Source organism: Aerococcus sp. HMSC10H05 (genome assembly GCF_001806975.1).
In the GTDB taxonomy this organism is placed as follows: Bacteria; Bacillota; Bacilli; order Lactobacillales; family Aerococcaceae; genus Aerococcus; species Aerococcus viridans_B.
This window is the reverse complement of the sequence record NZ_KV786946.1, coordinates 60,967-82,508: the sequence shown is the minus strand read 5'-3', so window position 1 is coordinate 82,508 and position 21,542 is coordinate 60,967. Positions and strand designations below refer to the sequence as shown.

Sequence of the window (21,542 nt, the reverse complement as noted above, 5' to 3'; positions counted from 1 at the left end):
TGTATAATATTATAAATAAATTGGAGGGTTATGCTCTTGGACGAACAGATTGAATTATTATTTACCATCGATGAAGGCTATTTGAATCCCTTAAAAGTGGCTTTAACATCGATTCGTCAAAACAATCCAGGCCAAGCCATCCGCATCTGGTTGATTCATGAATCAATTGCAACGCATACTATTCGCGAATTGCAGAAGTTAACGGATTATTTACAGTTTGGTTTTGAAGCGATTAAAATTGATGGTAGCCGATGGAATAGCGCTAAAACTGAAGATAGGTACCCAAAAGAGATGTACTTCCGCCTACTTGCGGGTGAAATATTACCTAAAGAAATGAAACATGTGATTTATTTAGATCCAGATATTTTAGTGGTTAATCCCTTATTAGAGCTGTGGCAAACAGATTTAGAAGGTCATATGCTAGCAGCCGCTACACATGTTGGTTTGACGGACGTTTCTACCCGAGTAAACCAAATGCGACTTGACGTTGACCATGCATACTATAATTCTGGTGTGATGGTGATTGATTTAGATAAAGCTAGAGAAATTGTCAAATGGTCAGATATTGCGCGAATGATTGAAAAATATAATCTGTTACTATTCTTACCTGACCAAGATATTCTCAACCATTTGTATGGCAAATATACGAAGGAAATTCCCGAAGAAATTTGGAATTATGATACGCGTAAATATATACGCTATTTTACCAAAAGTTTTACTCAGCATGATATTCACTGGGTGATGTCGCATACTGTAATCCTCCATTTCTGTGGAGGCCCCAAACCGTGGGACGATAAACATGACAACCGCTTTACCAGTCTTTATCTTAATTATCAAAACCAATTGAAGCGTATTGAGGATTTGATAAAGTAGATTGAAATAAGTTTTTTTCATTACCTATGGTGGTTAAATTCTTATTTACTATCGTCAAATCAGTCATAGACACTTTGAAATCTAATAAAAAATCCCTAGAAGTAAACATATACATGCATACTTCTAGGGATTCTTTTTTATAGGATAAATAATCCAATTAATCGACTGATTTTAATGCTTCTAGCATATCGACGTGTTGTAGACGTTTATAAATGATATAGGCTAGAACAGCTGTAATTGATCCGATAATAGCAGCTGGAACAATAAAGCTTGTCGCTGCTAGTGCAGGGTTAAACATTACATCAGCAGGTGGAACGATTCGAATAATATATTGGTGGAGCATTTCACCAATACCGAAACCTACTAGTATACCTAGTGCAGTTAAAACGATCGTTTCACGGTAAATATATAAGGTAACTTCATTATCAAAGAAACCAAGTACTTTGATAGTGGATAATTCACGCATCCGTTCAGAAACATTAATATTCGTTAGGTTATATAGGATAACGATACCTAGTAAACCAGCAACAACAATTAGAACAGTCATGATTTTATCCAATGAATGAACAATTGTATCGATTTGATTCATTAGGGTAGTGTTTTGTACTACACCGGCAACACCGTCTAATTCAATGAATTTTGCAGCTTGATTTTCTGTGTTCTTAATTGAATCATCTTTTAAGTTGACTAGATAAGCATTAGATTGGTAATCCTCACCGTAAATTGATTCATAAACTTGTGGACTAGCGAAGACAAAGTGACCAATATACATTTCTGTAATTCCTGATACTTTCATTTCACGGTCTTTACCGTTCGTATCTTGAAGTGTAATTGTATCACCCACTTCAGCGTCTACTAGGGTAGCTAGTCGTTCAGAAATTACTACACCATCATCAGGTAAGTTTAGCGTTTCATCAGAACCACGTTCAGTTAATTGAATATAGTCTGAAAATTCATCTAAGTTTTCTGGGGAAATTAAAGTGATATCTTGTGTATCATTTTGTTTTCCACCGACAGTTGTTAGCTCTTGATATGCTACTTCACCGAATTGATCAATGTCTTGAGAAGATAAAGTATCCTTAATCTCATCATTTTGTTGATCAGAGACATAGTCATTTTCTGCTACAATCATATCGTAATGGATTAATTCACCAAATTGACGTTGGTTAATTTCACCGATAGATGATTGTACGCTAAGCCCTGAGAATAATAAGGCAGTAGCACCGGCAACACCAAAGATTGTCATTAGCATCCGTTGTTTATAACGGAAGATGTTTCTTGCTGTTACTTTGTGGGTGAAGGACATCCGGTTCCAAATTGGTGTAATTCGTTCTAATAAAATCTTAGATCCAGCACTAGGTGCTTTTGGTAAAAGCAGTTGCGCAGGTTGTTCTTGTAATTCTCTCTTCGCTACTAAATAGGCTGGTAAAACAGCTGCTAATAAGGCTAAAAGAATGGCAACCAAGGAAATTGCCCAGTGGAAGTGTAATTCAATGGCTGGCAAGGTATAGCTTGCACTATAAGCATTGTAAACAATATAAGGGAGTAGGGTGTGTCCTAAGATAATCCCTAAAATAGTACCAGATAAGCTGGCGGTTAAACCGTAGAAAGTAAATTTCTTAATAACGTCTTGGTCATCATAACCTAGGGCTTTCAAGGTACCTGATTTAGTCCGTTCTTCGTCTACAAAGCGTGTCATGGTAGTAAAGGTAACGAGTGCAGCAACGAAGTATAAGAAGATTGGGAAGATATTTGCTAGGGAATCTACAATATTTGAAATGGTACTGTAGATTTTATACCCATCGCTACCTGGAATCTCCCGACGACTATTTACGGAATAAGTTGGTAAGGATAAATTATCCACCATTTCTTGTGCTTCGGCTAGTTCATCTTCTTTTTCTGCTATCTCATCTTCAGCATCCGCTTTAGTTTTAGCGAATTCAGCGGCTTTATCTTCGTATTCTGCCTGACCCTCAGCAAGACTTTCTTTGGCATCTGCAATTTGGGCTTCAGCATTCGCAGATTCAGTTGCTAATTGGTCTTCTGCTTGGGCTAATTCCGCTTCTTTATCAGCTAATGCCGCTTTTGCTTGGGCTAACTTATCTACATTCGCTTGGTATTCCGCTGATTTCTTATCTAATGTCTCTACACCAGCAGTCCATTGTGCTAGACCCTCATAGTAAGTATTTAAACCGTCATTATAAGATTGGATACCGGCATTATATTTGGATAAGCCATCTTGGTATGCCGCTTCTTTTTCTTGTAAGAGGGCTTCATTCTCGCTTAAGCTAGAAGTTGCTGCTTCAATTTGAGCTTTACCATCATTAATTTTGGCTTGATTGCTAGATAATGCTGCGTTACCATCACTTAATTGTTTGTTAGCAGTATCTAATTGTGCTTTAGCACTATTTAATTGTTCTTGGCCAGCATTTAGTTGACTTTTAGCACTTTCTAATGCTGATTTCTGTTGATTTAACTCAGCTTGACTAGCCTCTATTTTTGCCATTCCAGGAGTGTATGTTGAATTCATGAAGGATTCATATTCACTTTGGCTAGCATCTAATTTTTCTTGTAGGTCAGCAATTTGTGCTTGTAGCTCAGCAGTATCAGCTTCATTTAAATCGCCTGCATCTAATTTATTTTGTAGGCTAGTGATTTGTTCGGTTAAAGCTTGAATACCTTTTTCATAATTTGCTTTTCCATTTGCCAATTCTTGACTGTTTTGATCAAGTTGATTTTGTGCGTTTGCTACTTGACTGGCTTTTGCTTCATAGTCAGCTTGTTTTTCCTCAAAAGCATTTAAGTTTTTCGTGTATTCACTATACTTATTGTCATACTCAGCTTGTTTGTTATTGAGCGTTTCTTTGCCTTTGGCAATTTCTGCTTCGGCGCTATTTATTTGGGCTTTCTTCTCAGCTAATTGACTATAGCCATTAGCAATCGCCGTTTGCCCTTGATCTAATTGGCTTCTTGCGGCAGTTAACTGATTTTGACTATCATTTAACTGTTTCTTTGCTTGGTTTAATTTAGCTTTACCATCTTGTAGTTGGTTCCACTTTTCGTCCAATGTAGCTTGCCCATTAGCTAACTGCGCTTTAGCAGCATCTAATTGTGCTTGACTATCATCAATTGTAGCATGGGCATTCGCAATTTGATTGGCACCATCATTAATTTGTGCAGTGGCGTCAGCTACTTTAGTGTCTAATTGATTTTGTGCATCTTCAATTTCAGCTTGACCATCAATTAATTGTTGTTTGGCATCATCTAGTTGTGCTTGTCCATCTGCCAATTTCTTCTTGGCATCATCAATTTGTTTTTGGCCATCATCAATTTCCGATTGATAATCATTTTTAATTGTTTCAAGACGATTTTCTGGTTGGTTTGCTAAGGCATCATCTAAATCATCTTTGTGATCTTGAAGTCTTTCAGTGTAAGTATCTGAATAAGGATCGATATTGATTAAATCATCGAATCTTAATCGAGCCAGCATATAGACATCTGAATCAAACGCAGATTCAGGTACAATCGCGTAACCTTTTAAGGCACCGGTTCCGGCTGTAGAAGCACCTTGGTTTAGATTGGATAAAATTTCACCAGAATAAATAAAACCAACAATTTCATAGGTGTCTTCTTTTAGAACGGTATCACCAGAGGCATCTGCCTGTTCTGACAGGTCAATTTTATCACCTATTTGATATTGATCATCAAAGCTTGCAACTATCGCTATTTCATTACTTGCTTTAGGTAATTGACCTTCCACTAATTCATAATCAGAGATATCTTCTCCCATTGAGAATACACGAATAGCTGTATGGCTATCATCAATAGTGACATCCTTTAAATAGCCATATTCAATATCTGCCAAGCCCGAGGTTTTATCCAAGATTTTAACATCATCATCATCAATACCCATTGAACCAATCACAGTGATATCAGAAACGTTTAACTCGTCAAAATAATGCTCACCAGTTGCTCGCATATCTGGTCCGGTCACTTTTAAACCAATTAAGGCAAAAGAACCTATCAACATTAACCCCATGATAGAGAAAAATCTACCTTTAGATTTAGTGATTGATTTTCGAATATCCTTCCATAACATTTTCTTTTTCATGTTTATTTGTCACCTACCATTCGATATCTGAGATATTTTCAGGTGCATCATTTACTTCAATAGATTCCACTGTAGCGTTACGCATGTGAATAACTCTATCAGCAATAGGTGCAATGGCTGCATTATGTGTCACGATAACTACAGTGGCACCATTCTTGCGACTCATATCTTGTAAAATTTGTAGGACTTGTTTACCTGTTTCAAAGTCTAAAGCACCTGTTGGCTCATCACATAGTAAGATTTTTGGTTTTTTAGCAACCGCTCTAGCAATTGATACCCGTTGTTGTTCACCACCAGATAATTGGGCAGGGAAGTTGTTAATTCTATGTCCTAAACCTACACCCTCTAATACTTCGATAGGATCACTTGCATCTTTTACAATTTCAGAAGCTAATTCCACATTTTCCTTAGATGTTAGATTAGAGACTAAATTATAAAATTGGAAAACAAAGCCCACATCTTCCCGGCGATATTTGGTTAATTGTTTTTTGCTGTAAGTGGCGATATCATTACCGTCAATGATTACTTGTCCTTCATCATTGGTATCCATACCGCCAAGAATATTTAACATAGTGGATTTTCCGGCACCGGATGAACCTAAAATAATAGCTAGTTCGCCTTCCTCAACTGAAAAATTCACTTCATTATTTGCGGTAATCACATTTTCACCCATGTGATAATATTTAGAACTATTAATGACCTCTATATAACTCATTTTCATTTCCTTCCTTATAAATATAAATTAACATGTCCAAACTAATGAACAACGTGTTGATTTATTTACTTAGAGAGTATATGATTAATGTGCAAGAAAATCAATAAACAAAACTCAAAAAAGTGTTGATTTCTCAACGCTTTTAAGAAATCTGTCTATTTTAAGAAAGTAGGAGAATAGATGAATCGAAAGACGGAAACCAAGGAGAAAATAAAAGCAGCCTTTATCGAACTAGTGCACGAAAAGGGTTTTGAAGCGATGACAGTGAGTGATATCGCACGTCGTTGTGATATTAATCGTGGTACCTTTTATTTACATTATGTAGATAAGTATGACTTAATGAATAAACTGGAAGAAGAAGTGATGTATGATTTAGAGGCCATCATTTTAAAAGATCCGGATCAAGATCAAGTGGGAGAAGTCCCACAATTGATTCCTTATGAAGAGATTTTAGAAGCTTTAGTCTATGTAAAAGCTGAATTTAAATTTGTAAAAGCGATTGCCAGCCCAGGTGGAGACCCCAATTTTATGCAAACCCTAAAGTCGATTATCGGGCAACTTATTGATATCAAAATAAAACAATCCAATCGATTAAAATTTGAGAAAATAGATTTACCGGAAGACTATGCGATTGAAATTCTCTTATCATCCATAGTAGGCATTATTACCCTATGGATTAAAAAAGATGGCAAAGAATCACTAGAAGAAATTGCGCACATGATTACTAAAGCGAAACTATTATCGCCATATGAATTGTTATTATAGAGAAATATACCGGATAAAGAATTGAGCATCGTTTTTAATAAATACATATTTTTTCCGATGATAGAAAAGCCAGTAAACTATGATGAACATGATTACTGGCTTTATATGGTTTTTCTAATGCATATGTTTTCTAAAGAAGTCAAGTTGGTCAAGGTTGCATTCCTTAGCAATAGCTGACTTTTGGTCGATATGGAAGACGTGGTTTAATTCAGCCCCGTCTGTATTAGCGTAGATTTTAAAGTAGACTTCATTCCCTTTAGCGATTAAAAACTGGGCAAATTTGATACCAGCTTCTTTAAGGAAATCATGACTTGAAGTCATGACAAAAGCAGGCGGAAAATTGCTAGTAATATATTGTTCCACAGGTAACTGCGCTTTTAGTTGATCAGTCATTTTTTCATCGAGGTAATATGGAAAGTCATCAGCAGAACCGATATTATTGCCAATGTAGTAGGCACCACAATTTAAGCCAACAGCGTTAAATTGGACTTTTGCTACTTCAAAATCGAACAATTTTTGATAATCGGCATTTGAAACTATCGTAGCATACTGCTGCGTCAGTTGACCTCCTGCAGAGTCGCCTAATAAAAATAAATTGTCTAAATCAAATAATATGCTTCGTTGTTTTTAATCACCCATTGTAATACTTGATTGATATCTTCAAGTGGTGCTGGGTAAATATGGTCTGGTGCGAGACGGTAATTGAAATTAATGACTGTAAAGCCTTGGGTAGCTAAAAACATGGTGTAGAACCGATAAAGTTCCTTATCGCCGTAAAAGAAGCCACCACCATGAATATGAATTAAGGTTGGTAATTTTTGACTTGTGCCAATTGGATAGTAAACATCCAAACTATTCTCAATACCATGAGGACCATAAGAAATGTCACGAAACTTCTCAATGGATGTAGGTTCAACTAGACCTGCATCTCTTTTGGCATCGCCTTCTTTAAATTCTTTGCGCATTTTTTCAACATCAATTTTCATGAGGCAGCACTCCTTTTACTTTCATTTCTTTTCGTTTGATCGAAACTGCTTTAATTGTAAGTAAGATGAATAATAATAGAAAACCTGAACCAGCAATTATCATACTAAAAGCGGGAGATATATGTAAAAAGTCTATAAAAATATTACCGATATCATAACGTATCTATCATCTATTGTATAGTTTTAAAGATGACATTTCACTTTCTAAGGGCACATTGAAAGTATACGTTACTTGACAAATTGTTAGGGTACAATGTATGAGTGAAGTGATAAGATGTTAGCAAAAGAAGATTTACCTGTATGTCCAGTGGCGACAACCGTCGATTTGATTGGGAATAAATGGAAGGTCTTAATTATTCGTGAGTTATTAAAGGGGACTTATCGTTTTAATGAATTGCACCGATCGATTGAAGGTATTAATCAAAAAGTATTGACGGAGAACTTGCGTAAACTAGAAGCAGATGGGATTTTTATAAATCACCCTGCATCAAGAGAAGAGATTACTTGGATGGCTGGATTCGCAGTGATTAAATAGTTAAACTTTATAGAAATAATAAATAAGCCGTGATTCCCGGGGTAGTGGGCGTCACGGCTTTTTTGGAGGTAGATATAGTTTTTTTGTTGGTTAGTTTATGACTTTATCTGGATCAAAGTCTGTATAAGTATTTACTGTTTCAGTAGCTTTTTTCTCGTTGTAATTATCTAATAAGGACATGGCAATTGTCGTTAAAATACCGATTACGGCAGCGTCATCCACAAAGCCTAAAGGTCCGAAAATATCTGGTAATATATCAGCAGGGAAGATGGTATAAGCGAGAGCCAATCCAGTAATTGCCTTAATATAAGTCGGTGTTTCCTTATTAAACAAGGCTTTGGCGAACTTGCCTAAGGTCATTTTTGACGTTTGTTTCATTACATACATCATCCTTTCTCATGACTATATATTAATCGGAAAAAGGGTTTATTGTATCCGTCCTAAGACCTAATTTAAACATTTGCTTTCGTTAAGTCTAGATACATTACATGCATATCAACATAGCGACCGTCTTTGACTTGGAATCCGCCTGGAATGGTGCCTACAATTTTAAAGCCAAATTTTTCATAAGTATGGATTGCAGCCTTATTTTCAACGACAACAGTATTGAATTGCATACCTCTAAAACCGTGTGCTTTAGCCTCCTCAATTGACTGTGCAACTAAATCTTTAGCTAAACCTTGACCGCGGAATCCTTTTGCGACTGCATAAGTCCCGTTTGCAACGTGACTAGCTCGGCCTTCATTATTCGGATTAATGAGATAATAGCCAGCGATTTGGCCGTCTACTAACAAGACTTCAACTTGGCTATAAGACGCAAGTTTATTCTCAAAATCTTCATTTGAATAGAGGTCTAATCCTGGGAAAGCAACACCGTCCGTCAATATATCGTTCCAGATTTCTGTTAATGTTTCAATATTGACTTGTGTGTAGTTTACAAATTCTTTCATATATAAGACCTCCTAAAATTTCATTAATTAAGCCTATTTATTCTACCTATACATAGCAAATGCATTCAATATCAGATTACTTTCTATTATAGGTTTTGTTGTATTGTAAGGGTTGACATTCCTTGGAAAGATTGTTTGAATAGAGGTATTCAAAGAGACATTTGGGGTGCTGTGACAGCTGAGATTATACCCATGGAACCTGATACAGTTAATACTGGCGAAGGAAAATGTAGTAAATATTGTCGAAATATGATTTTATTGGCTTTTATGCCTTTCAATTGTAGTTTTGGACGAACTATTTCCCCCCTTTTGTCGAATACTGACAGGAAAGGGGGATTTTTTGTTTTCCAAAAGCTTTCTAGCAAGCTTGTAATCAGCTAGGATTTCTAAACAATATTATTTGAAACATTGAAAGGATAATTGTAATGACAATTGATTTATACACTTTAAAGACTTTACCCAAATTACCCAACCCATTCCCGCTAATCAAGAACCCCTTGATTCAGTGCCTAACGAATACCGTGACAGTGGAATCAGTAGCCAATGCTTTATTGTATGTGGGGGCAGCACCGGTAATGGCAGATCAAGAGGCAGAAATGGCTGTCTTCTTCGACCAAAATGATGGTGCTTTATTAAATATAGGCAGTTTATCACCTGAAAAAATACGCAATATCTTACTTGCAGCAAGAACAGCTGACGAAACGAAGACGCCTTTTGTATTGGACTTAGTTGGGGTATCCGCTAGCCCAATGCGCAATGAGTTAGCCAAGGAAATTAGCAGGTCAAAACCAACTGTTATCAAAGGGAACCTATCTGAAATGCGGACTTTCTGTGGGCTAGGTTCATCAGGACGTGGCGTGGACGCAGGTGAAGCTGACCAAAATGAAACGGCCTTAGTGGAACTAGGACAAGCTATGCAAGCATGGGTAGCTAACCAGCAAGATACTTGCTTATTAGCGACTGGCCCAGTTGATATTGTTGTGGATAATTCTGGTATTTATTATTTAAAAAATGGCGTCGATGCACTTGGCCGCTTTACAGGAACAGGGGACATTGTCGGTGCCTTAGTGACAGCTATCATTGCGAGTGGACAACCGGTATTAGAATCAGTGATCTTGGCAGTTTCATATTTTAATTTATGTGGGGAAAAAGCAGACGTAAAAACGAAGGGTTTAGCTGATTTTAGACAAGCAACATTAAATAACCTTTCACTCTTGTTGGAATCAGATGATTGGCTAACAGCAATTAAAGGAGGTCAACTATGATAGATTATCGATTATACCTCGTGACCAATGCGTTTGATTACCATGAAGACGTTTTTTTACAAGTGGTTGAAGAAGCGATTAAAGCTGGTGTTACCCTAGTGCAATACCGTGATAAGACAGCGACAAGTCGTGATGCATATGCGCTGGCTTTAAAATTAAAGGCGATTACGGACCGATATGCCGTACCTTTAATTATTGATGACCGGGTAGATCTAGCATTGGCAGTGGATGCTGCTGGTGTTCATATTGGTGATGATGAATTACCTGTAGATGTTGTACGAAAACTGATCGGTTCAAATAAAATTTTAGGGGTTTCAGCCAAAACCATAGACAGGGCAAAAGAAGCTTATCAACAAGGGGCAGATTATTTAGGCGTTGGCGCTATATTCCCTACCACTACCAAAGATTCTTCTTTAGTGACCAAGGAAACTTTACGGACGATTACAAGCAAAGTGCCGATACCTATTGTGGCTATTGGAGGTATTCATTTAGACAACATGGATGAACTAAAAGACACAGGCATTGCAGGGATTTCAGTGGTTTCTGAAATTATGTTAGCGGATAGTGTGCCTGACCGAGTAAGGCAATTACGGGCTAATTTAACAGAAATCTTGGAGGTGAACTAAATGGTAAATACAACACCACAAGTGGTGACGATTGCAGGTTCTGATTCAGGTGGTGGAGCAGGCATTCAAGCGGATTTAAAGACCTTCCAAGCACGCAAAGCTTTTGGGATGTCCATTGTAGTCGCATTGACAGCGCAAAATACTTTAGGTGTTCAGTCATCTTTACCGGTACCATTGGACTTTATTGATGCACAATTTGCCTCACTTGTAGCAGATTTTAAGATTGGCGCTGTGAAGACAGGTATGTTATTTAACGGTGCATATGTAGAAAATGTCGTAAATAATTTAAAAAAGGTGGACTTTGGGCCATTAATTGTTGATCCTGTCATGGTAGCTAAGGGCGGACATCAGCTCTTAGACCAAGACGCCATAAATGCGATTCAAAACCAGTTACTATCTATAGCGACTTTGGTCACGCCAAATATTCCAGAAGCTGAGATCATCGCGGACATGTCTATAGAATCAGAAGCGGATATGTTAGTGGCTGGTTTAAAATTACAAGGATATGGCGCTAAAAACGTCATCATAAAAGGCGGTCACGCTAAAGACGCTAGAGCTCGGGATTTAGTGCTTATGGAAGATGGCGAAATTTTATGGTTATCTAGTCCTCGCGTTGAAACAGAAAATACTCACGGGACAGGCGATACATTATCTGCCGCTATTGCCGCTGAATTAGCTAAAGGCAGTGAATTGAAAGCAGCGATTGTGATTGCTAAGCAGTTTATTCAAGGCGCAATCGCAGATAGCATCGATGTCGGTCATGGGCACGGGCCAACCAACCACTGGGCTGATTTGTCAGATGATGTGTTAGTTGAAAGTGAATAATAAGAACAACGAAAGAGACCCACACTGTGTAAAATATATTTTTACGCGAGTGTGGGTCTTTATTATATTTTATGGATTTTCTGCTTGTTATTTCTTCAATTTACGTACTTTAATATCATAGACTGTATCTATGATGAGGAAAGTAATCACCAAGAGATTTGCAATTGTTTTCCAGAGGCTATCTTGAGTAAATAAAGCTGAAATTAAAATAGTGGTTACAATGATTCTGAAGACTACATTCCATATTGAGCTATTGGTAAAGCGACGAAGTTTCTTGTGTAAATGCAACAAATAACTTCCTTTCTAAATAGCGCGAACTTGTAACCGTACGATTAAGCCGTAATCTACCACAACAAAATAGTACTTTCAAGTTATTGAAATATTTATAAGATGCTGAATAAGGGGATTAAATGGAATCGCTGATTGGTCAAGTGCACAAAAATGTCTGTTTATACCCCTATAGTAAAATGCTTTCTTCTGTTCTAATATATATTCATGTAAGCGCAATCAAAGTGTGCATAAATATATATATATAGAGGAGTGACATAATGGAAATGGTAATTCCATGGTATTCAGCAATCATCGGTCTATCAATCGCTACAGCTGCCACTATTATTTACGGCATTTTATAATCAAGAATAAAAAGGAGAAGAAGGTATGAACAAGAAAATACTCGTAGCCCCTGACTCGTATAAAGGTAGTTTAACAGCTTTAGAGGCTTGTGAAGCAATTAGTACAGGGATTAAACGGGCTTTACCGGATGCAGAAATTGTCTCTTTACCAATGGCAGATGGCGGTGAAGGTACCGTACAATTTCTAGTTGATGCCACTGAAGGTACCCTCCACCAACTAGAAGTAGTTGGACCTTTGGGGATACCAGTTACTGTTAGCTATGGCATTTTAGGGGATGGTAGAACAGCTGTCATCGAGATGGCTGAAGCTTCTGGTATCGGCTATGTTAATGAACAAACAAAGAATCCTTTAGTAACAACAACCTATGGTACAGGTCAACTTATTCTAGCTTGTATTGAACAAGGTATAGAAGAAATTATCTTAGGGATTGGCGGATCAGCAACAAATGACGGCGGTGCTGGTATGGCACAAGCTTTAGGCTATCAATTATTAGATAGTGATGGCAATGAAATTCCATACGGTGGTGGTAGTTTAAATCAATTAGCCAGCATTCAAATGAGTCAAGTCCATCCAGCTCTAAAAAAGGTGAAACTAATCGTTGCATCAGACGTTAATAACCCACTTTGTGGACCAGACGGTGCGTCCAATGTTTTTGGCCCGCAAAAAGGGGCAACTAAAGAAATGATTCAAACCTTAGACCAAAATCTCGCACATTACGCTGAAATTCTGAAAAAAGACTTAGCTGTCGATATGATTGATACACCAGGCGCAGGTGATGCTGGCGGGTTAGGAGCAGGTTTATTGGCTTTTACCCAATCAGAAATGCATACTGGGATTGAAATTGTCCTTGAATATGCGAAGTTTAAAGAGTTTGCAGTCGGGTGTGACCTTTGCATTACTGGTGAAGGCGGGATCGATTTTCAAACAAAATTTGGTAAAACCCCTTATGGTGTAGCCCAAGCCTTTAAAGCAGTTAACCCGGATAAAAAAGTGATTGCTTTGGCGGGAAACGTTGGTACAGGGATTGATGAATTATATACAGAAGGTATTGACGCAGTATTTGGTATTGCACCAGGTGCAGCTACTCTGGATGACCTAATAGTAAATGCCAAAGATAACTTACCATTAACAACTGAAAATGTTATCCGTGCCCTATATTAAAGTGCTAATTTCTACCAGTTTTAGCAAATAAAAATCCCTAGGGTTTTCCCCAATCTTTTGCTAGAATAATAAAGCAATTAACGGAGTCACCGCCAATTTTTAGGCAGGTGGCTTTTTTTAGAAGAAAACAACTATAAGAGGTTTTATGAATGAAGAAATTAAATATCTGGATAAAACAGCATTTGCTGTTTGTGATTGCGACCACTTTAGCTTTAGTGAGTGTGGTCTTTGGCCGCTTTGATTTTACCTATATAAAGTATGATGTATTAGTGAGTTTATTTGGTTTGATGGTGGTACTGGCTCTTTTCCAAGCTTCAGGATTACTACGCTGGGCATCGATTAAATTAATTGACTGGTCTAGTAATAGTCAAGTGATTGTCCAATCTATGGTTTTATCCTCATTTTTTGGCTCTTTTCTACTATCTAATGATATTGCCGTCTTGACCTTATTGCCCATTTACTTAAATATCTTGCGTCACTTACCTAAATTCAAAGGCCGCATACTTGGCGCAGCTTTGATTGTAGTGGCTGCTAACTTGGGAGGGGTCTTTTTCCCCTTTTCCAACCCACAAAACCTCATTATCTATTCAGCCTATCAAGTAGATTTTGTAACATTTATGTGGTGGACACTACCTTTAATGGTGGCGGGCTTTATTTTAGTGATGGCAACTACTTTCTTCGTTGAAAAAAAGGTAGCACACACGGAAGTGAAGGAGGAGTCAGTTGACCGGTCAGTCGTTATACAAGCAAGTATTGGGATGATTTTAATGGTTATCGCCATTTTTGGCTTATTGAATATTTTCTGGACTGTAGCCTTTATTACTGCCTATGTTGTCTTAACTAATTGGCGGTATTTATTGCAGGTGGACTACTTGTTGTTGCTGACATTTGCTGCCTTCTTTATTTTAGTAGGGAATATCACAGATCTATCACTTGTCCAATCTTGGTTATCGGCCAATATTTCAAGCGAAGGAATGGCTTACCTAACTGGTTTAGTGGCCTCACAAGCCTTCTCAAATGTACCTACAACGATACTCGTATCACCATTTACTGACCAAGCCTATAGTTTATTGATGGGAGTAAATATTGGTGGTTTAGGGACGATGGTTGCTTCCTTAGCGAATCTAATCGGCTTTACTATTATTAGAAATGCTATGTCTATGAATGCAAAAGCTTATTTCAAAGTTTTTACCATCATAAATGTGATTTTTATCGCGATTTTAGTCTTGCTATTCTTTCCATGGTAACTTTTTCTCACTTTTTTATCATTATTGTTTAATTAAAGCTTGCATTATTGACCTTTTTAGTATAAATTAAAATTATATTAGAAAACGAAAGAGGCATCTCATTATGTTAAACACAACACAAAATAATATGAATATTGTCATTATTATTATTGAATCTAGGACTTAGGGAATTAAGCAGTAGCTAATTTCATATGTCCTATTTGTGTTGAGATACTAAATGGGATGTAAGCTTCCCATTTAGGGGAGCTTTTTTATTTGGTATAACTTTGTTTTTATTATAAAAGCAAGGATTGATGGTTTGTATAAATTGGGTTTGTTTTATAGGAGGAAAAGTATGAATTTTAAGAAATTTGGTTTAACACTATTATCAGCAGCAACGTTAGCTGCATGTGGTTCGGTAACGCAGACATCAAACAGCAGCTCTAGTTCAGCTGATGGAGATTCTGAAACAATTAATATCGGTGGAGACTTTGGTTTAACTGGATCAGCCTCAGCTTATGGTTCTTACATTAATGATGGGGCATCACTTGCTTTTAATGAAATTAATGAAGCTGGTGGAATTGATGGTAAAGAGATCAATTATGTAGTGACCGACAATAAATCAAATGTTCAAGAGTCTGCTAATGAAGCTACGCGTTTGCTTGGAGATGAAAATCTTTCTCTCTTATTAGCTTCTGATATTGCTGCATCAACCGAAGCTGCTATTCAACCAGCGGAGAATGCTCAAGTGCCAATGATCATTCCGTCAGCAACTGTTGACGATTTAACTTTAGATTCACAAGGGAATGTATTTGAATATATCTTCCAAATTGCCTTCCAAATCTCTAATCAAACAGCTGCGCTTGGGCAATTTGCAGATGAAAAAGGTTGGGATACGGCTGCTATTTTACAAGATAACTCTTCAGACTACGGACAAAACTTAGCATCTCAATTTGAAGAAGACTATTCTGGTGATGTTGTCATTAAAGAATCATTCCTATCAGGGGATACTGATTTTAGCTCGATCTTAAACAACGTCAAAGGAAAAAAACCAGACGTATTATTTGTTGCGGGCTATTATCCAGAAGGTGGGGCAATTGTGAAACAAGCGCGTGAAATGGGTATTGATGCAGCAATTCTTGGACCAAATGGATTAGGTAATGATGAATTTATCAACTTAGCTGGTGCTGAAAATGTTACTGACTTTTACTATGCAACAATCTTTGTAACAGGTGAATATGGATCAGATGCAGCCAATGAGTTTGCAGAGAGATACCGTGCAGCATACGATACTGAACCAGATTTATTCTCAGCTGGTGGATATGACGCTGCTAGGTTGGCCGCTGATGCAATCGACCGTGCAGGTTCTACAGATCCACAAGCCATCCGCGATGCACTTGAAGAAACACAAGATTTTGAAGGCGTAACAGGTAATATTTCATTTGATGAAGATCACAACCCGGTAATGGATTCGTTCGTAGTGGGCTATTCAGAAGGTGAAATTTCATCTGTAGAAGCGATAGAAGCAAATTAAAACCATATGCTTTGAGAGAATGCGCATACAGGATAGTTAGCACTATAAATTGGTAAGGATCACGATGGTTTAGTCGTGATCCTTTTTGATATTTTTTTATTATCTTTTGACTGAAAACGCATTTTAATACTTTAAAATAATCACTCGTATCAGGGAATGCAATCGCTGCAAATCAATTCTTGTCTATTTGAAAGGTGCTATCATAACCATAGGATGATAAGAAGAAGTGGCGTATAATATGACTTGTACAATATAATGGATACAGTAAAAATTTTATAAATAGAAAGTGTGGAACGTAATGGTAGAAACAGGTAAATATTATATCTATGCTGACCGTATTATTTTGGCAGATGAAGTTGTAGAAAATGCTTACTTAGAGGTTAATGATGGTCGGTTTGGTTATGCAACACTAGAAAAGCCTTTAAAAGGTGAAATTAAAGATTATACTGGCTATACAGTTGCAGCTGGTTTGGTAGATACGCATATTCATGGTTTTCACGGCGCTGATGTCATGGATGATGATTTTCAAGCTGTACAAACCATGTCTAAAGGTTTGCTATCAACAGGTGTAACTGCTTTTTTACCAACAACATTAACTTCTTCAGCAGACCTATTGACATCAGTTGCTGGTAAAATTGGTGACCACTATAAAGAGGCTGAAGGTGCAAAAATCTTAGGTATCTTCTTTGAAGGACCCTGGTTTACAGAAGAGCATAAGGGGGCACAAAATGCGGCTTATATGGGAGATCCTGACTTGGCGCAATTTGAAGTGTGGCAAACAGCTGCGAAAGGACTCATTCATAAAATTGCACTCGCACCAGAGCGGCAAACAGCCAAAGATTTCACAACAACTATTACAAAAGAGGGTGTTCATGTAGCTTTAGCACACTCCTCAGCTACTTATGAAGAAGCGACGGCTGTAGTGGATGCCGGTGCCAACATTTTTATTCATACCTATAATGGGATGTCAGGTTTACACCACCGCAATCCTGGTATGGTTGGCGCAGCTATGGCAACCGATGATACCTATGCGGAAGTCATTTGTGACGGCAAACATGTCCACCCAGGTGCAATCAAGGCGCTTGTTAAAGCGAAGGGGTGGGACAAGACAGTTCTTATTACAGATGCCATGTCAGCTGCTGGTATGCCCGATGGTAAATATCAATTAGGTGAATTTCCAGTTATTGTCAAAGACGGTGAAGCGCGTCTTGAGTCAGGTAATTTAGCAGGATCTGTTCTAACCTTAAATCAAGCAGTCAAGAATGTGGTGGATTGGGGTATTGTAGATAGTGAGCAAGCCTTACGGATGGCTTCACAAGTGCCCGCTGCCTCTATAGGTTTAGATGGTCGGGTTGGTGTCATTGCGCCAGGACGTGTGGCTGACTTCATTGTGGTAGATGCGGATATGAACTTAAAAGAAACCTATCTAAATGGTGTTTCTGTATTTCAAAACTAAATAAGCATAGAAAAATGGCACCAATCTAGTTGACATGAGCAGACTAGTTTGGTGCTTTTTTGATATGAAAAAGGCAAAATAACCCGTTACTTGTCTAGTCTACTCCATTATACATGTTATATTATATAACATCACCTGTGATAATTGTGAGGAAAATGAACCATATCCTACATCAGTAAGTAAAATATTTTGATAGGTAAAAAGCTTGAAATGACCGCAAAAACGAAATAAGATGAGAAAGTGGTGATAATTTAATACTTGAATATAATTATTTTCCAATCTATAATCTAATCACAAATTAATAAATGTTACATAAGTCACCCTGCGTATTATGAAATGTAACATAAAACGTCATGTTAGTAGCTAGGAAAATAAGAGGTGAAGCAGATGAATCAAGAATCTAACCATCACGCTTTAAATTATCAAGCGTATGCCAGCAAAACGTTTCAGCATTTACATCGTTATCCAGAGATATCCTTTCATGAATATCAAACCCGTAAGTTTATTCGGCAACAACTAGAAAGTTTTGGTTATACCGATATTTCATCTGAAGTTGGTGGTGGGGGAGTGATTGCCCGACTTAAAGGAGGCAAGCCAGGTTTAACCATTGCCTTTCGTGCAGATATGGATGCCCTACAAGTTCAGGAAGAAACAGACCTACCATACAAGTCTGAGATTGACGGGGTGATGCATGCCTGTGGCCATGATGCACATACTACGATTTTATTAACTGCAGCAAAATATCTAATTCATCTTAAAGAAGAAATTGCTGGTACGATTGTTTTTCTATTTCAACATGCAGAAGAGGTGAAACCAGGAGGTGCTAGAGCCATTATGGCATCCGGCGCATTGGATGATGTCGATAAGATTTTTGGTCTTCATGTTTCAGGCGATCAAACCTTTGACGGTACTATATCCTATCATGAAGGTTTTACAACAGCGAATTCCGATACCTTTGCGATTGAAGTTCAGGGGAAAGGTGGTCATGCAGCTACTCCTCAACATAATGTGGATGTGACTTTAACGGCTGCTTACTTAATTCAACAATTACAATCTATAGTGAGTCGTCATAAGAACCCTATGGATCCAGGTGTTGTCACAATTGGCAACTTTCATTCTGGTAATGGTGTTTCGAATGTGATGGCAGATGTTGCTACATTAAACGGTACGATTCGTACCTACAGCTCAGACTTAAGAGCTTTAGCGAAGAAGAAACTATACGCGCTATCTGAGGATATTAGTACAGCTCACGGAGCCACAGTCAAAATTGATTTTATAGATGGTTACCCAGCTCTTTACAACCATCCAAACGAAACCCGAACAGTTGTTGAAATCTTTAAAGCGCGTTTTGGTCAAGATAAGGTGAATGAAAAACCGGCTAGTATGGGCGGTGAAGATTTTGCTTATTACGTTCAAAAAATACCTGGACTCTTTTACTTTATTCCAGCGGGTGCCCATCCAAATGGAAAGAATTATCCCCACCATCATCCGAAATTTGAAATTGATGAAAAATGTTTGATGTTAGGGCTAGAAACGATTTTAACTATTGTGGACCATTATGTCATTGAAAGTGAGGTTAGACCTTATGTTGAGAGCGGATTTAACGAGTATTAGTCAAATTGAAAATGAAGTTAGCCAAGCAACGGCAGCCCTTTTAGCTAAATGGTTAAAATATGCGGCATCAATTGAATCAGAGGTTATCCAAGTGCGGCGCCATCTCCATCGTCATCCAGAATTATCCTTTGAGGAGTCAGAGACGGCTAATTTTATCTATATGGAATTGTTATCGGCAAAGATCTTTGACATCGAACGAAATGTAGGGGGTGGTTATGGGATTGTGGCACGAATTAAAGGGGCACAACCGGGACCAACGATTGCCTTACGGGCGGATATCGATGCTTTACCGATAATGGAAGAGGCAGATGTACCGTTTAAATCTGAAAACCCTGGTGTTATGCATGCTTGTGGTAATGATATCCATACGGCAAGTCTTTTGGGGGTTGCTCAAGTCATTCAGGCGCACCGTGACGAATTTGCGGGGACAGTGGTCTTTATCTTCCAACATGCTGAGGAGAAGAAACCAGGTGGTGCTAAAGCGATTGTCGAAGCGGGTTATTTAAAGGATGTAGATATGGTATTTGGTCTCCACGTTGATCCTTCTAAATCAGCTGGTGTAGTAGGTTATTCCTTAGCGTATGGTTCGGCCGCCTCAGATGCTTTTGAAATCAAGATTCAAGGTCGGGGCGGACACGCTTCTTCACCACATACTACGATTGATTCCGTAGTTATCGCTGCTGAAACGATTACGAACTTACAAACCCTTGTTTCACGAGTCGCCAATCCTATTGAGCCACTTGTGGTTACAGTGGCTGGCGTTGAAGCGGGTATGGGGGCACCTAATATTATTGCGGACACCGCAACGATTGTTGGGACTGTCCGGTCATCTTCACCAACTGGACGGGCAACCATTAGAAAACAATTGATTCAAATTGCTGAAATGACAGCGGCCATGCATGGTGGGACAGCTACCGTTGATTATGACGAAGGTTATCCAGCGATTCAAAATACCACAAGCATAGTGACTGACCTAGTTAGTGCCATTGATTCTTCTGCTATTTTCACAGATTTAATCGAAAATACCGCAGCTACAGGTGCCATGATGAATGGCGAAGACTTTGCCTACTATCTTGAAGACACCAAAGGCGCCTATTTCACCGTTGGTTGTGACTTCTTGGAAAAGGACAAGCAAGGTCGTGCTAGCTATCCTTTACATAACGGAAAATTTGTTGCCAATGAAGCTTGTATGCTAAATGCCATGTCACTATTTCTTGTTATTTTAAGTCAATATTTAAAGGTGGTGCCTCATGATTAAATACTTACGTAAACGCTTATTGTTGATTATTCCGGTTTTATTTATCATCTCTATTTTAGCTTTTGCTATGCTTCAAATGGCGCCGGGTGATATCGCCGATTTATATCAATCACCGGATGCTACACCTGAGCAAATTGAAATGATTCGGGAAAACTTAGGTTTAAATGATTCTATTGTTGTGCAATATTGGCGGTGGCTAAGCAATTTATTTACCGGAGACTTAGGTTTCTCTTTTAGAACGAGAACTGCCGTAACAGGGTTGATTGGGGAAGCCTTAACACCAACTTTACAGTTAATGTTTGGTACCTTGATTGTTGCCTATATTGTAGCTATTCCGTTAGGGATTTATGCAGCTAACCACAAAAATACATGGATTGACCATATGTTCACAACTTTCTCTTTTGCTGGTGTGTCTATGCCAAACTTCTTCTTGGGGATGTTACTTATTTACTTCTTCTCAGTTGAATTGGGTTGGTTACCAATTGGTGGTAGAGAAAACTTGTCAGGTGATATGACGTTTTGGCAAGGACTTTCGTATTATGTTTTACCAACGATAGTACTTGGCGCTTCATACTGTGCCAATATGACCCGGTATGTCCGGTCAACAGTCATTGGTATTAATGAACAAAACTATATGCGAACAGCTGTAGCAAAAGGGTTGAGTGAGGGAAATATGGTTAAACGCCATATTTTACCAAACACCTTGGTTCCTATCTTAACTGTTATTGGTTCAGATATCCCTCGTTTAATTGGTGGGGCAGTGGTAACGGAACAAGTATTCCGTTGGCCAGGAATCGGTTCATTAATGATGGCTTCGATTAATGCCAGAGACTATCCAGTCATTATGACCATCACCTTAATCTCAGCTTTTGCGGTATTGGCTTGTAACTTATTGGTAGATATATCTTATGCTTATGTTGATCCGCGGATTCGTTATGAGTAGGTTGGTTATGCTATAAGGGTAAAAGAATAGACAGGAAGGATTTATATAAAGATTATTCAGAAAAGA

Annotated in this window: 19 protein-coding genes and 1 riboswitch; of the genes, 13 read left to right on the top strand and 6 right to left on the bottom strand. The window is 38.1% G+C overall.

Translation table 11 applies throughout. The features are described from left to right. The first annotated feature begins 30 nt into the window (after positions 1 to 30). The gene (locus HMPREF3116_RS00830; RefSeq protein ID WP_083272699.1) at positions 31 to 873 is read left to right on the top strand and encodes a glycosyltransferase family 8 protein; all 843 of its coding nucleotides are present in this window, start codon (positions 31 to 33) and stop codon (positions 871 to 873) included. Positions 874 to 1,030: 157 nt separating this feature from the next. On the opposite strand, the gene HMPREF3116_RS00825 is transcribed toward HMPREF3116_RS00830, so the two are convergent. Together HMPREF3116_RS00825 and HMPREF3116_RS00820 are read right to left on the bottom strand one after the other, a co-directional pair. Further along, positions 1,031 to 4,984: an FtsX-like permease family protein gene (locus tag HMPREF3116_RS00825; RefSeq protein ID WP_070466965.1), complete on the bottom strand. Its 3,954-nt coding sequence runs from the start codon at positions 4,982 to 4,984 to the stop codon at positions 1,031 to 1,033. Positions 4,985 to 4,997: 13 nt separating this feature from the next. Continuing rightward, complete coding sequence (locus HMPREF3116_RS00820) at positions 4,998 to 5,699, bottom strand: ABC transporter ATP-binding protein (protein ID WP_070466963.1); 702 nt, start codon at positions 5,697 to 5,699, stop codon at positions 4,998 to 5,000. Between the two features lie 180 nt (positions 5,700 to 5,879). On the opposite strand from HMPREF3116_RS00820, the gene HMPREF3116_RS00815 reads away from it, so the two are divergent. After that, on the top strand, positions 5,880 to 6,464 hold the full coding sequence (locus tag HMPREF3116_RS00815) for a TetR/AcrR family transcriptional regulator (protein ID WP_070466962.1): 585 nt from the start codon (positions 5,880 to 5,882) through the stop codon (positions 6,462 to 6,464). 114 nt (positions 6,465 to 6,578) lie between these two features. On the opposite strand, the gene HMPREF3116_RS09325 is transcribed toward HMPREF3116_RS00815, so the two are convergent. Continuing rightward, on the bottom strand, positions 6,579 to 7,025 hold the full coding sequence (locus tag HMPREF3116_RS09325) for an alpha/beta hydrolase (RefSeq protein ID WP_371440292.1): 447 nt from the start codon (positions 7,023 to 7,025) through the stop codon (positions 6,579 to 6,581). A 38-nt stretch (positions 7,026 to 7,063) separates the two neighbouring features. After that, positions 7,064 to 7,450, bottom strand: a complete 387-nt coding sequence (locus HMPREF3116_RS09320) for an alpha/beta hydrolase (protein WP_371440291.1) — start codon at positions 7,448 to 7,450, stop codon at positions 7,064 to 7,066. A 274-nt stretch (positions 7,451 to 7,724) separates the two neighbouring features. On the opposite strand from HMPREF3116_RS09320, the gene HMPREF3116_RS00805 reads away from it, so the two are divergent. Beyond that, positions 7,725 to 7,985: a winged helix-turn-helix transcriptional regulator gene (locus HMPREF3116_RS00805; protein WP_246819003.1), complete on the top strand. Its 261-nt coding sequence runs from the start codon at positions 7,725 to 7,727 to the stop codon at positions 7,983 to 7,985. A gap of 90 nt (positions 7,986 to 8,075) precedes the next feature. Here HMPREF3116_RS00805 and HMPREF3116_RS00800 read toward each other — a convergent pair whose 3' ends face one another. Both HMPREF3116_RS00800 and HMPREF3116_RS00795 read right to left on the bottom strand, forming a co-directional pair. Next, positions 8,076 to 8,363, bottom strand: coding sequence for a YkvA family protein (locus tag HMPREF3116_RS00800; protein ID WP_083272698.1), 288 nt, complete (start codon positions 8,361 to 8,363; stop codon positions 8,076 to 8,078). A 74-nt stretch (positions 8,364 to 8,437) separates the two neighbouring features. Then, positions 8,438 to 8,935: a GNAT family N-acetyltransferase gene (locus HMPREF3116_RS00795; protein WP_070466958.1), complete on the bottom strand. Its 498-nt coding sequence runs from the start codon at positions 8,933 to 8,935 to the stop codon at positions 8,438 to 8,440. 152 nt (positions 8,936 to 9,087) lie between these two features. After that, positions 9,088 to 9,178: riboswitch (TPP riboswitch) on the top strand. A gap of 182 nt (positions 9,179 to 9,360) precedes the next feature. On the opposite strand from HMPREF3116_RS00795, the gene HMPREF3116_RS00790 reads away from it, so the two are divergent. From HMPREF3116_RS00790 to HMPREF3116_RS00745, 10 genes are all read left to right on the top strand, one after another. Beyond that, positions 9,361 to 10,200, top strand: a complete 840-nt coding sequence (locus HMPREF3116_RS00790) for a hydroxyethylthiazole kinase (RefSeq protein WP_070466956.1) — start codon at positions 9,361 to 9,363, stop codon at positions 10,198 to 10,200. Continuing rightward, positions 10,197 to 10,826, top strand: a complete 630-nt coding sequence (thiE, locus tag HMPREF3116_RS00785; RefSeq protein WP_070466954.1) for a thiamine phosphate synthase — start codon at positions 10,197 to 10,199, stop codon at positions 10,824 to 10,826. The genes HMPREF3116_RS00790 and thiE overlap by 4 nt, the downstream gene beginning before the upstream one ends. Continuing rightward, the gene (gene thiD, locus HMPREF3116_RS00780) at positions 10,827 to 11,651 is read left to right on the top strand and encodes a bifunctional hydroxymethylpyrimidine kinase/phosphomethylpyrimidine kinase (protein WP_070466953.1); all 825 of its coding nucleotides are present in this window, start codon (positions 10,827 to 10,829) and stop codon (positions 11,649 to 11,651) included. Positions 11,652 to 12,308: 657 nt separating this feature from the next. Beyond that, positions 12,309 to 13,445: a glycerate kinase family protein gene (locus HMPREF3116_RS00775; protein WP_070466951.1), complete on the top strand. Its 1,137-nt coding sequence runs from the start codon at positions 12,309 to 12,311 to the stop codon at positions 13,443 to 13,445. Positions 13,446 to 13,594: 149 nt separating this feature from the next. Beyond that, entirely contained in the window at positions 13,595 to 14,692 is a 1,098-nt protein-coding gene (locus HMPREF3116_RS00770) for an SLC13 family permease (RefSeq protein ID WP_070466950.1), read from the top strand. 334 nt (positions 14,693 to 15,026) lie between these two features. Then, entirely contained in the window at positions 15,027 to 16,205 is a 1,179-nt protein-coding gene (locus HMPREF3116_RS00765; protein ID WP_070466948.1) for an ABC transporter substrate-binding protein, read from the top strand. Positions 16,206 to 16,503: 298 nt separating this feature from the next. Further along, positions 16,504 to 17,661, top strand: a complete 1,158-nt coding sequence (gene nagA / locus HMPREF3116_RS00760; RefSeq protein WP_070466947.1) for an N-acetylglucosamine-6-phosphate deacetylase — start codon at positions 16,504 to 16,506, stop codon at positions 17,659 to 17,661. Positions 17,662 to 18,048: 387 nt separating this feature from the next. Next, positions 18,049 to 19,275, top strand: coding sequence for a M20 metallopeptidase family protein (locus HMPREF3116_RS00755; protein WP_070466945.1), 1,227 nt, complete (start codon positions 18,049 to 18,051; stop codon positions 19,273 to 19,275). Continuing rightward, positions 19,247 to 20,533 (top strand): M20 metallopeptidase family protein, encoded by a 1,287-nt coding sequence (locus HMPREF3116_RS00750; RefSeq protein WP_070466943.1) that lies wholly within the window; start codon positions 19,247 to 19,249, stop codon positions 20,531 to 20,533. The genes HMPREF3116_RS00755 and HMPREF3116_RS00750 overlap by 29 nt, the downstream gene beginning before the upstream one ends. Next, positions 20,526 to 21,476, top strand: a complete 951-nt coding sequence (locus HMPREF3116_RS00745; RefSeq protein WP_070466941.1) for an ABC transporter permease — start codon at positions 20,526 to 20,528, stop codon at positions 21,474 to 21,476. The genes HMPREF3116_RS00750 and HMPREF3116_RS00745 overlap by 8 nt, the downstream gene beginning before the upstream one ends. Positions 21,477 to 21,542 lie beyond the last annotated feature (66 nt).

Bases quoted from the DNA above. Each gene is read 5' to 3' on its own strand.
- HMPREF3116_RS00830 (WP_083272699.1), top strand. From the start codon at position 31: ATGCTCTTGGACGAACAGATTGAATTATTATTTACCATCGATGAAGGC.
- HMPREF3116_RS00825 (WP_070466965.1), bottom strand. From the start codon at position 4,984: ATGAAAAAGAAAATGTTATGGAAGGATATTCGAAAATCAATCACTAAA.
- HMPREF3116_RS00820 (WP_070466963.1), bottom strand. From the start codon at position 5,699: ATGAGTTATATAGAGGTCATTAATAGTTCTAAATATTATCACATGGGT.
- HMPREF3116_RS00815 (WP_070466962.1), top strand. From the start codon at position 5,880: ATGAATCGAAAGACGGAAACCAAGGAGAAAATAAAAGCAGCCTTTATC.
- HMPREF3116_RS09320 (WP_371440291.1), bottom strand. From the start codon at position 7,450: ATGAAAATTGATGTTGAAAAAATGCGCAAAGAATTTAAAGAAGGCGAT.
- HMPREF3116_RS00805 (WP_246819003.1), top strand. From the start codon at position 7,725: ATGTTAGCAAAAGAAGATTTACCTGTATGTCCAGTGGCGACAACCGTC.
- HMPREF3116_RS00800 (WP_083272698.1), bottom strand. From the start codon at position 8,363: ATGAAACAAACGTCAAAAATGACCTTAGGCAAGTTCGCCAAAGCCTTG.
- HMPREF3116_RS00795 (WP_070466958.1), bottom strand. From the start codon at position 8,935: ATGAAAGAATTTGTAAACTACACACAAGTCAATATTGAAACATTAACA.
- HMPREF3116_RS00790 (WP_070466956.1), top strand. From the start codon at position 9,361: ATGACAATTGATTTATACACTTTAAAGACTTTACCCAAATTACCCAAC.
- thiE (WP_070466954.1), top strand. From the start codon at position 10,197: ATGATAGATTATCGATTATACCTCGTGACCAATGCGTTTGATTACCAT.
- thiD (WP_070466953.1), top strand. From the start codon at position 10,827: ATGGTAAATACAACACCACAAGTGGTGACGATTGCAGGTTCTGATTCA.
- HMPREF3116_RS00775 (WP_070466951.1), top strand. From the start codon at position 12,309: ATGAACAAGAAAATACTCGTAGCCCCTGACTCGTATAAAGGTAGTTTA.
- HMPREF3116_RS00770 (WP_070466950.1), top strand. From the start codon at position 13,595: ATGAAGAAATTAAATATCTGGATAAAACAGCATTTGCTGTTTGTGATT.
- HMPREF3116_RS00765 (WP_070466948.1), top strand. From the start codon at position 15,027: ATGAATTTTAAGAAATTTGGTTTAACACTATTATCAGCAGCAACGTTA.
- nagA (WP_070466947.1), top strand. From the start codon at position 16,504: ATGGTAGAAACAGGTAAATATTATATCTATGCTGACCGTATTATTTTG.
- HMPREF3116_RS00755 (WP_070466945.1), top strand. From the start codon at position 18,049: ATGAATCAAGAATCTAACCATCACGCTTTAAATTATCAAGCGTATGCC.
- HMPREF3116_RS00750 (WP_070466943.1), top strand. From the start codon at position 19,247: ATGTTGAGAGCGGATTTAACGAGTATTAGTCAAATTGAAAATGAAGTT.
- HMPREF3116_RS00745 (WP_070466941.1), top strand. From the start codon at position 20,526: ATGATTAAATACTTACGTAAACGCTTATTGTTGATTATTCCGGTTTTA.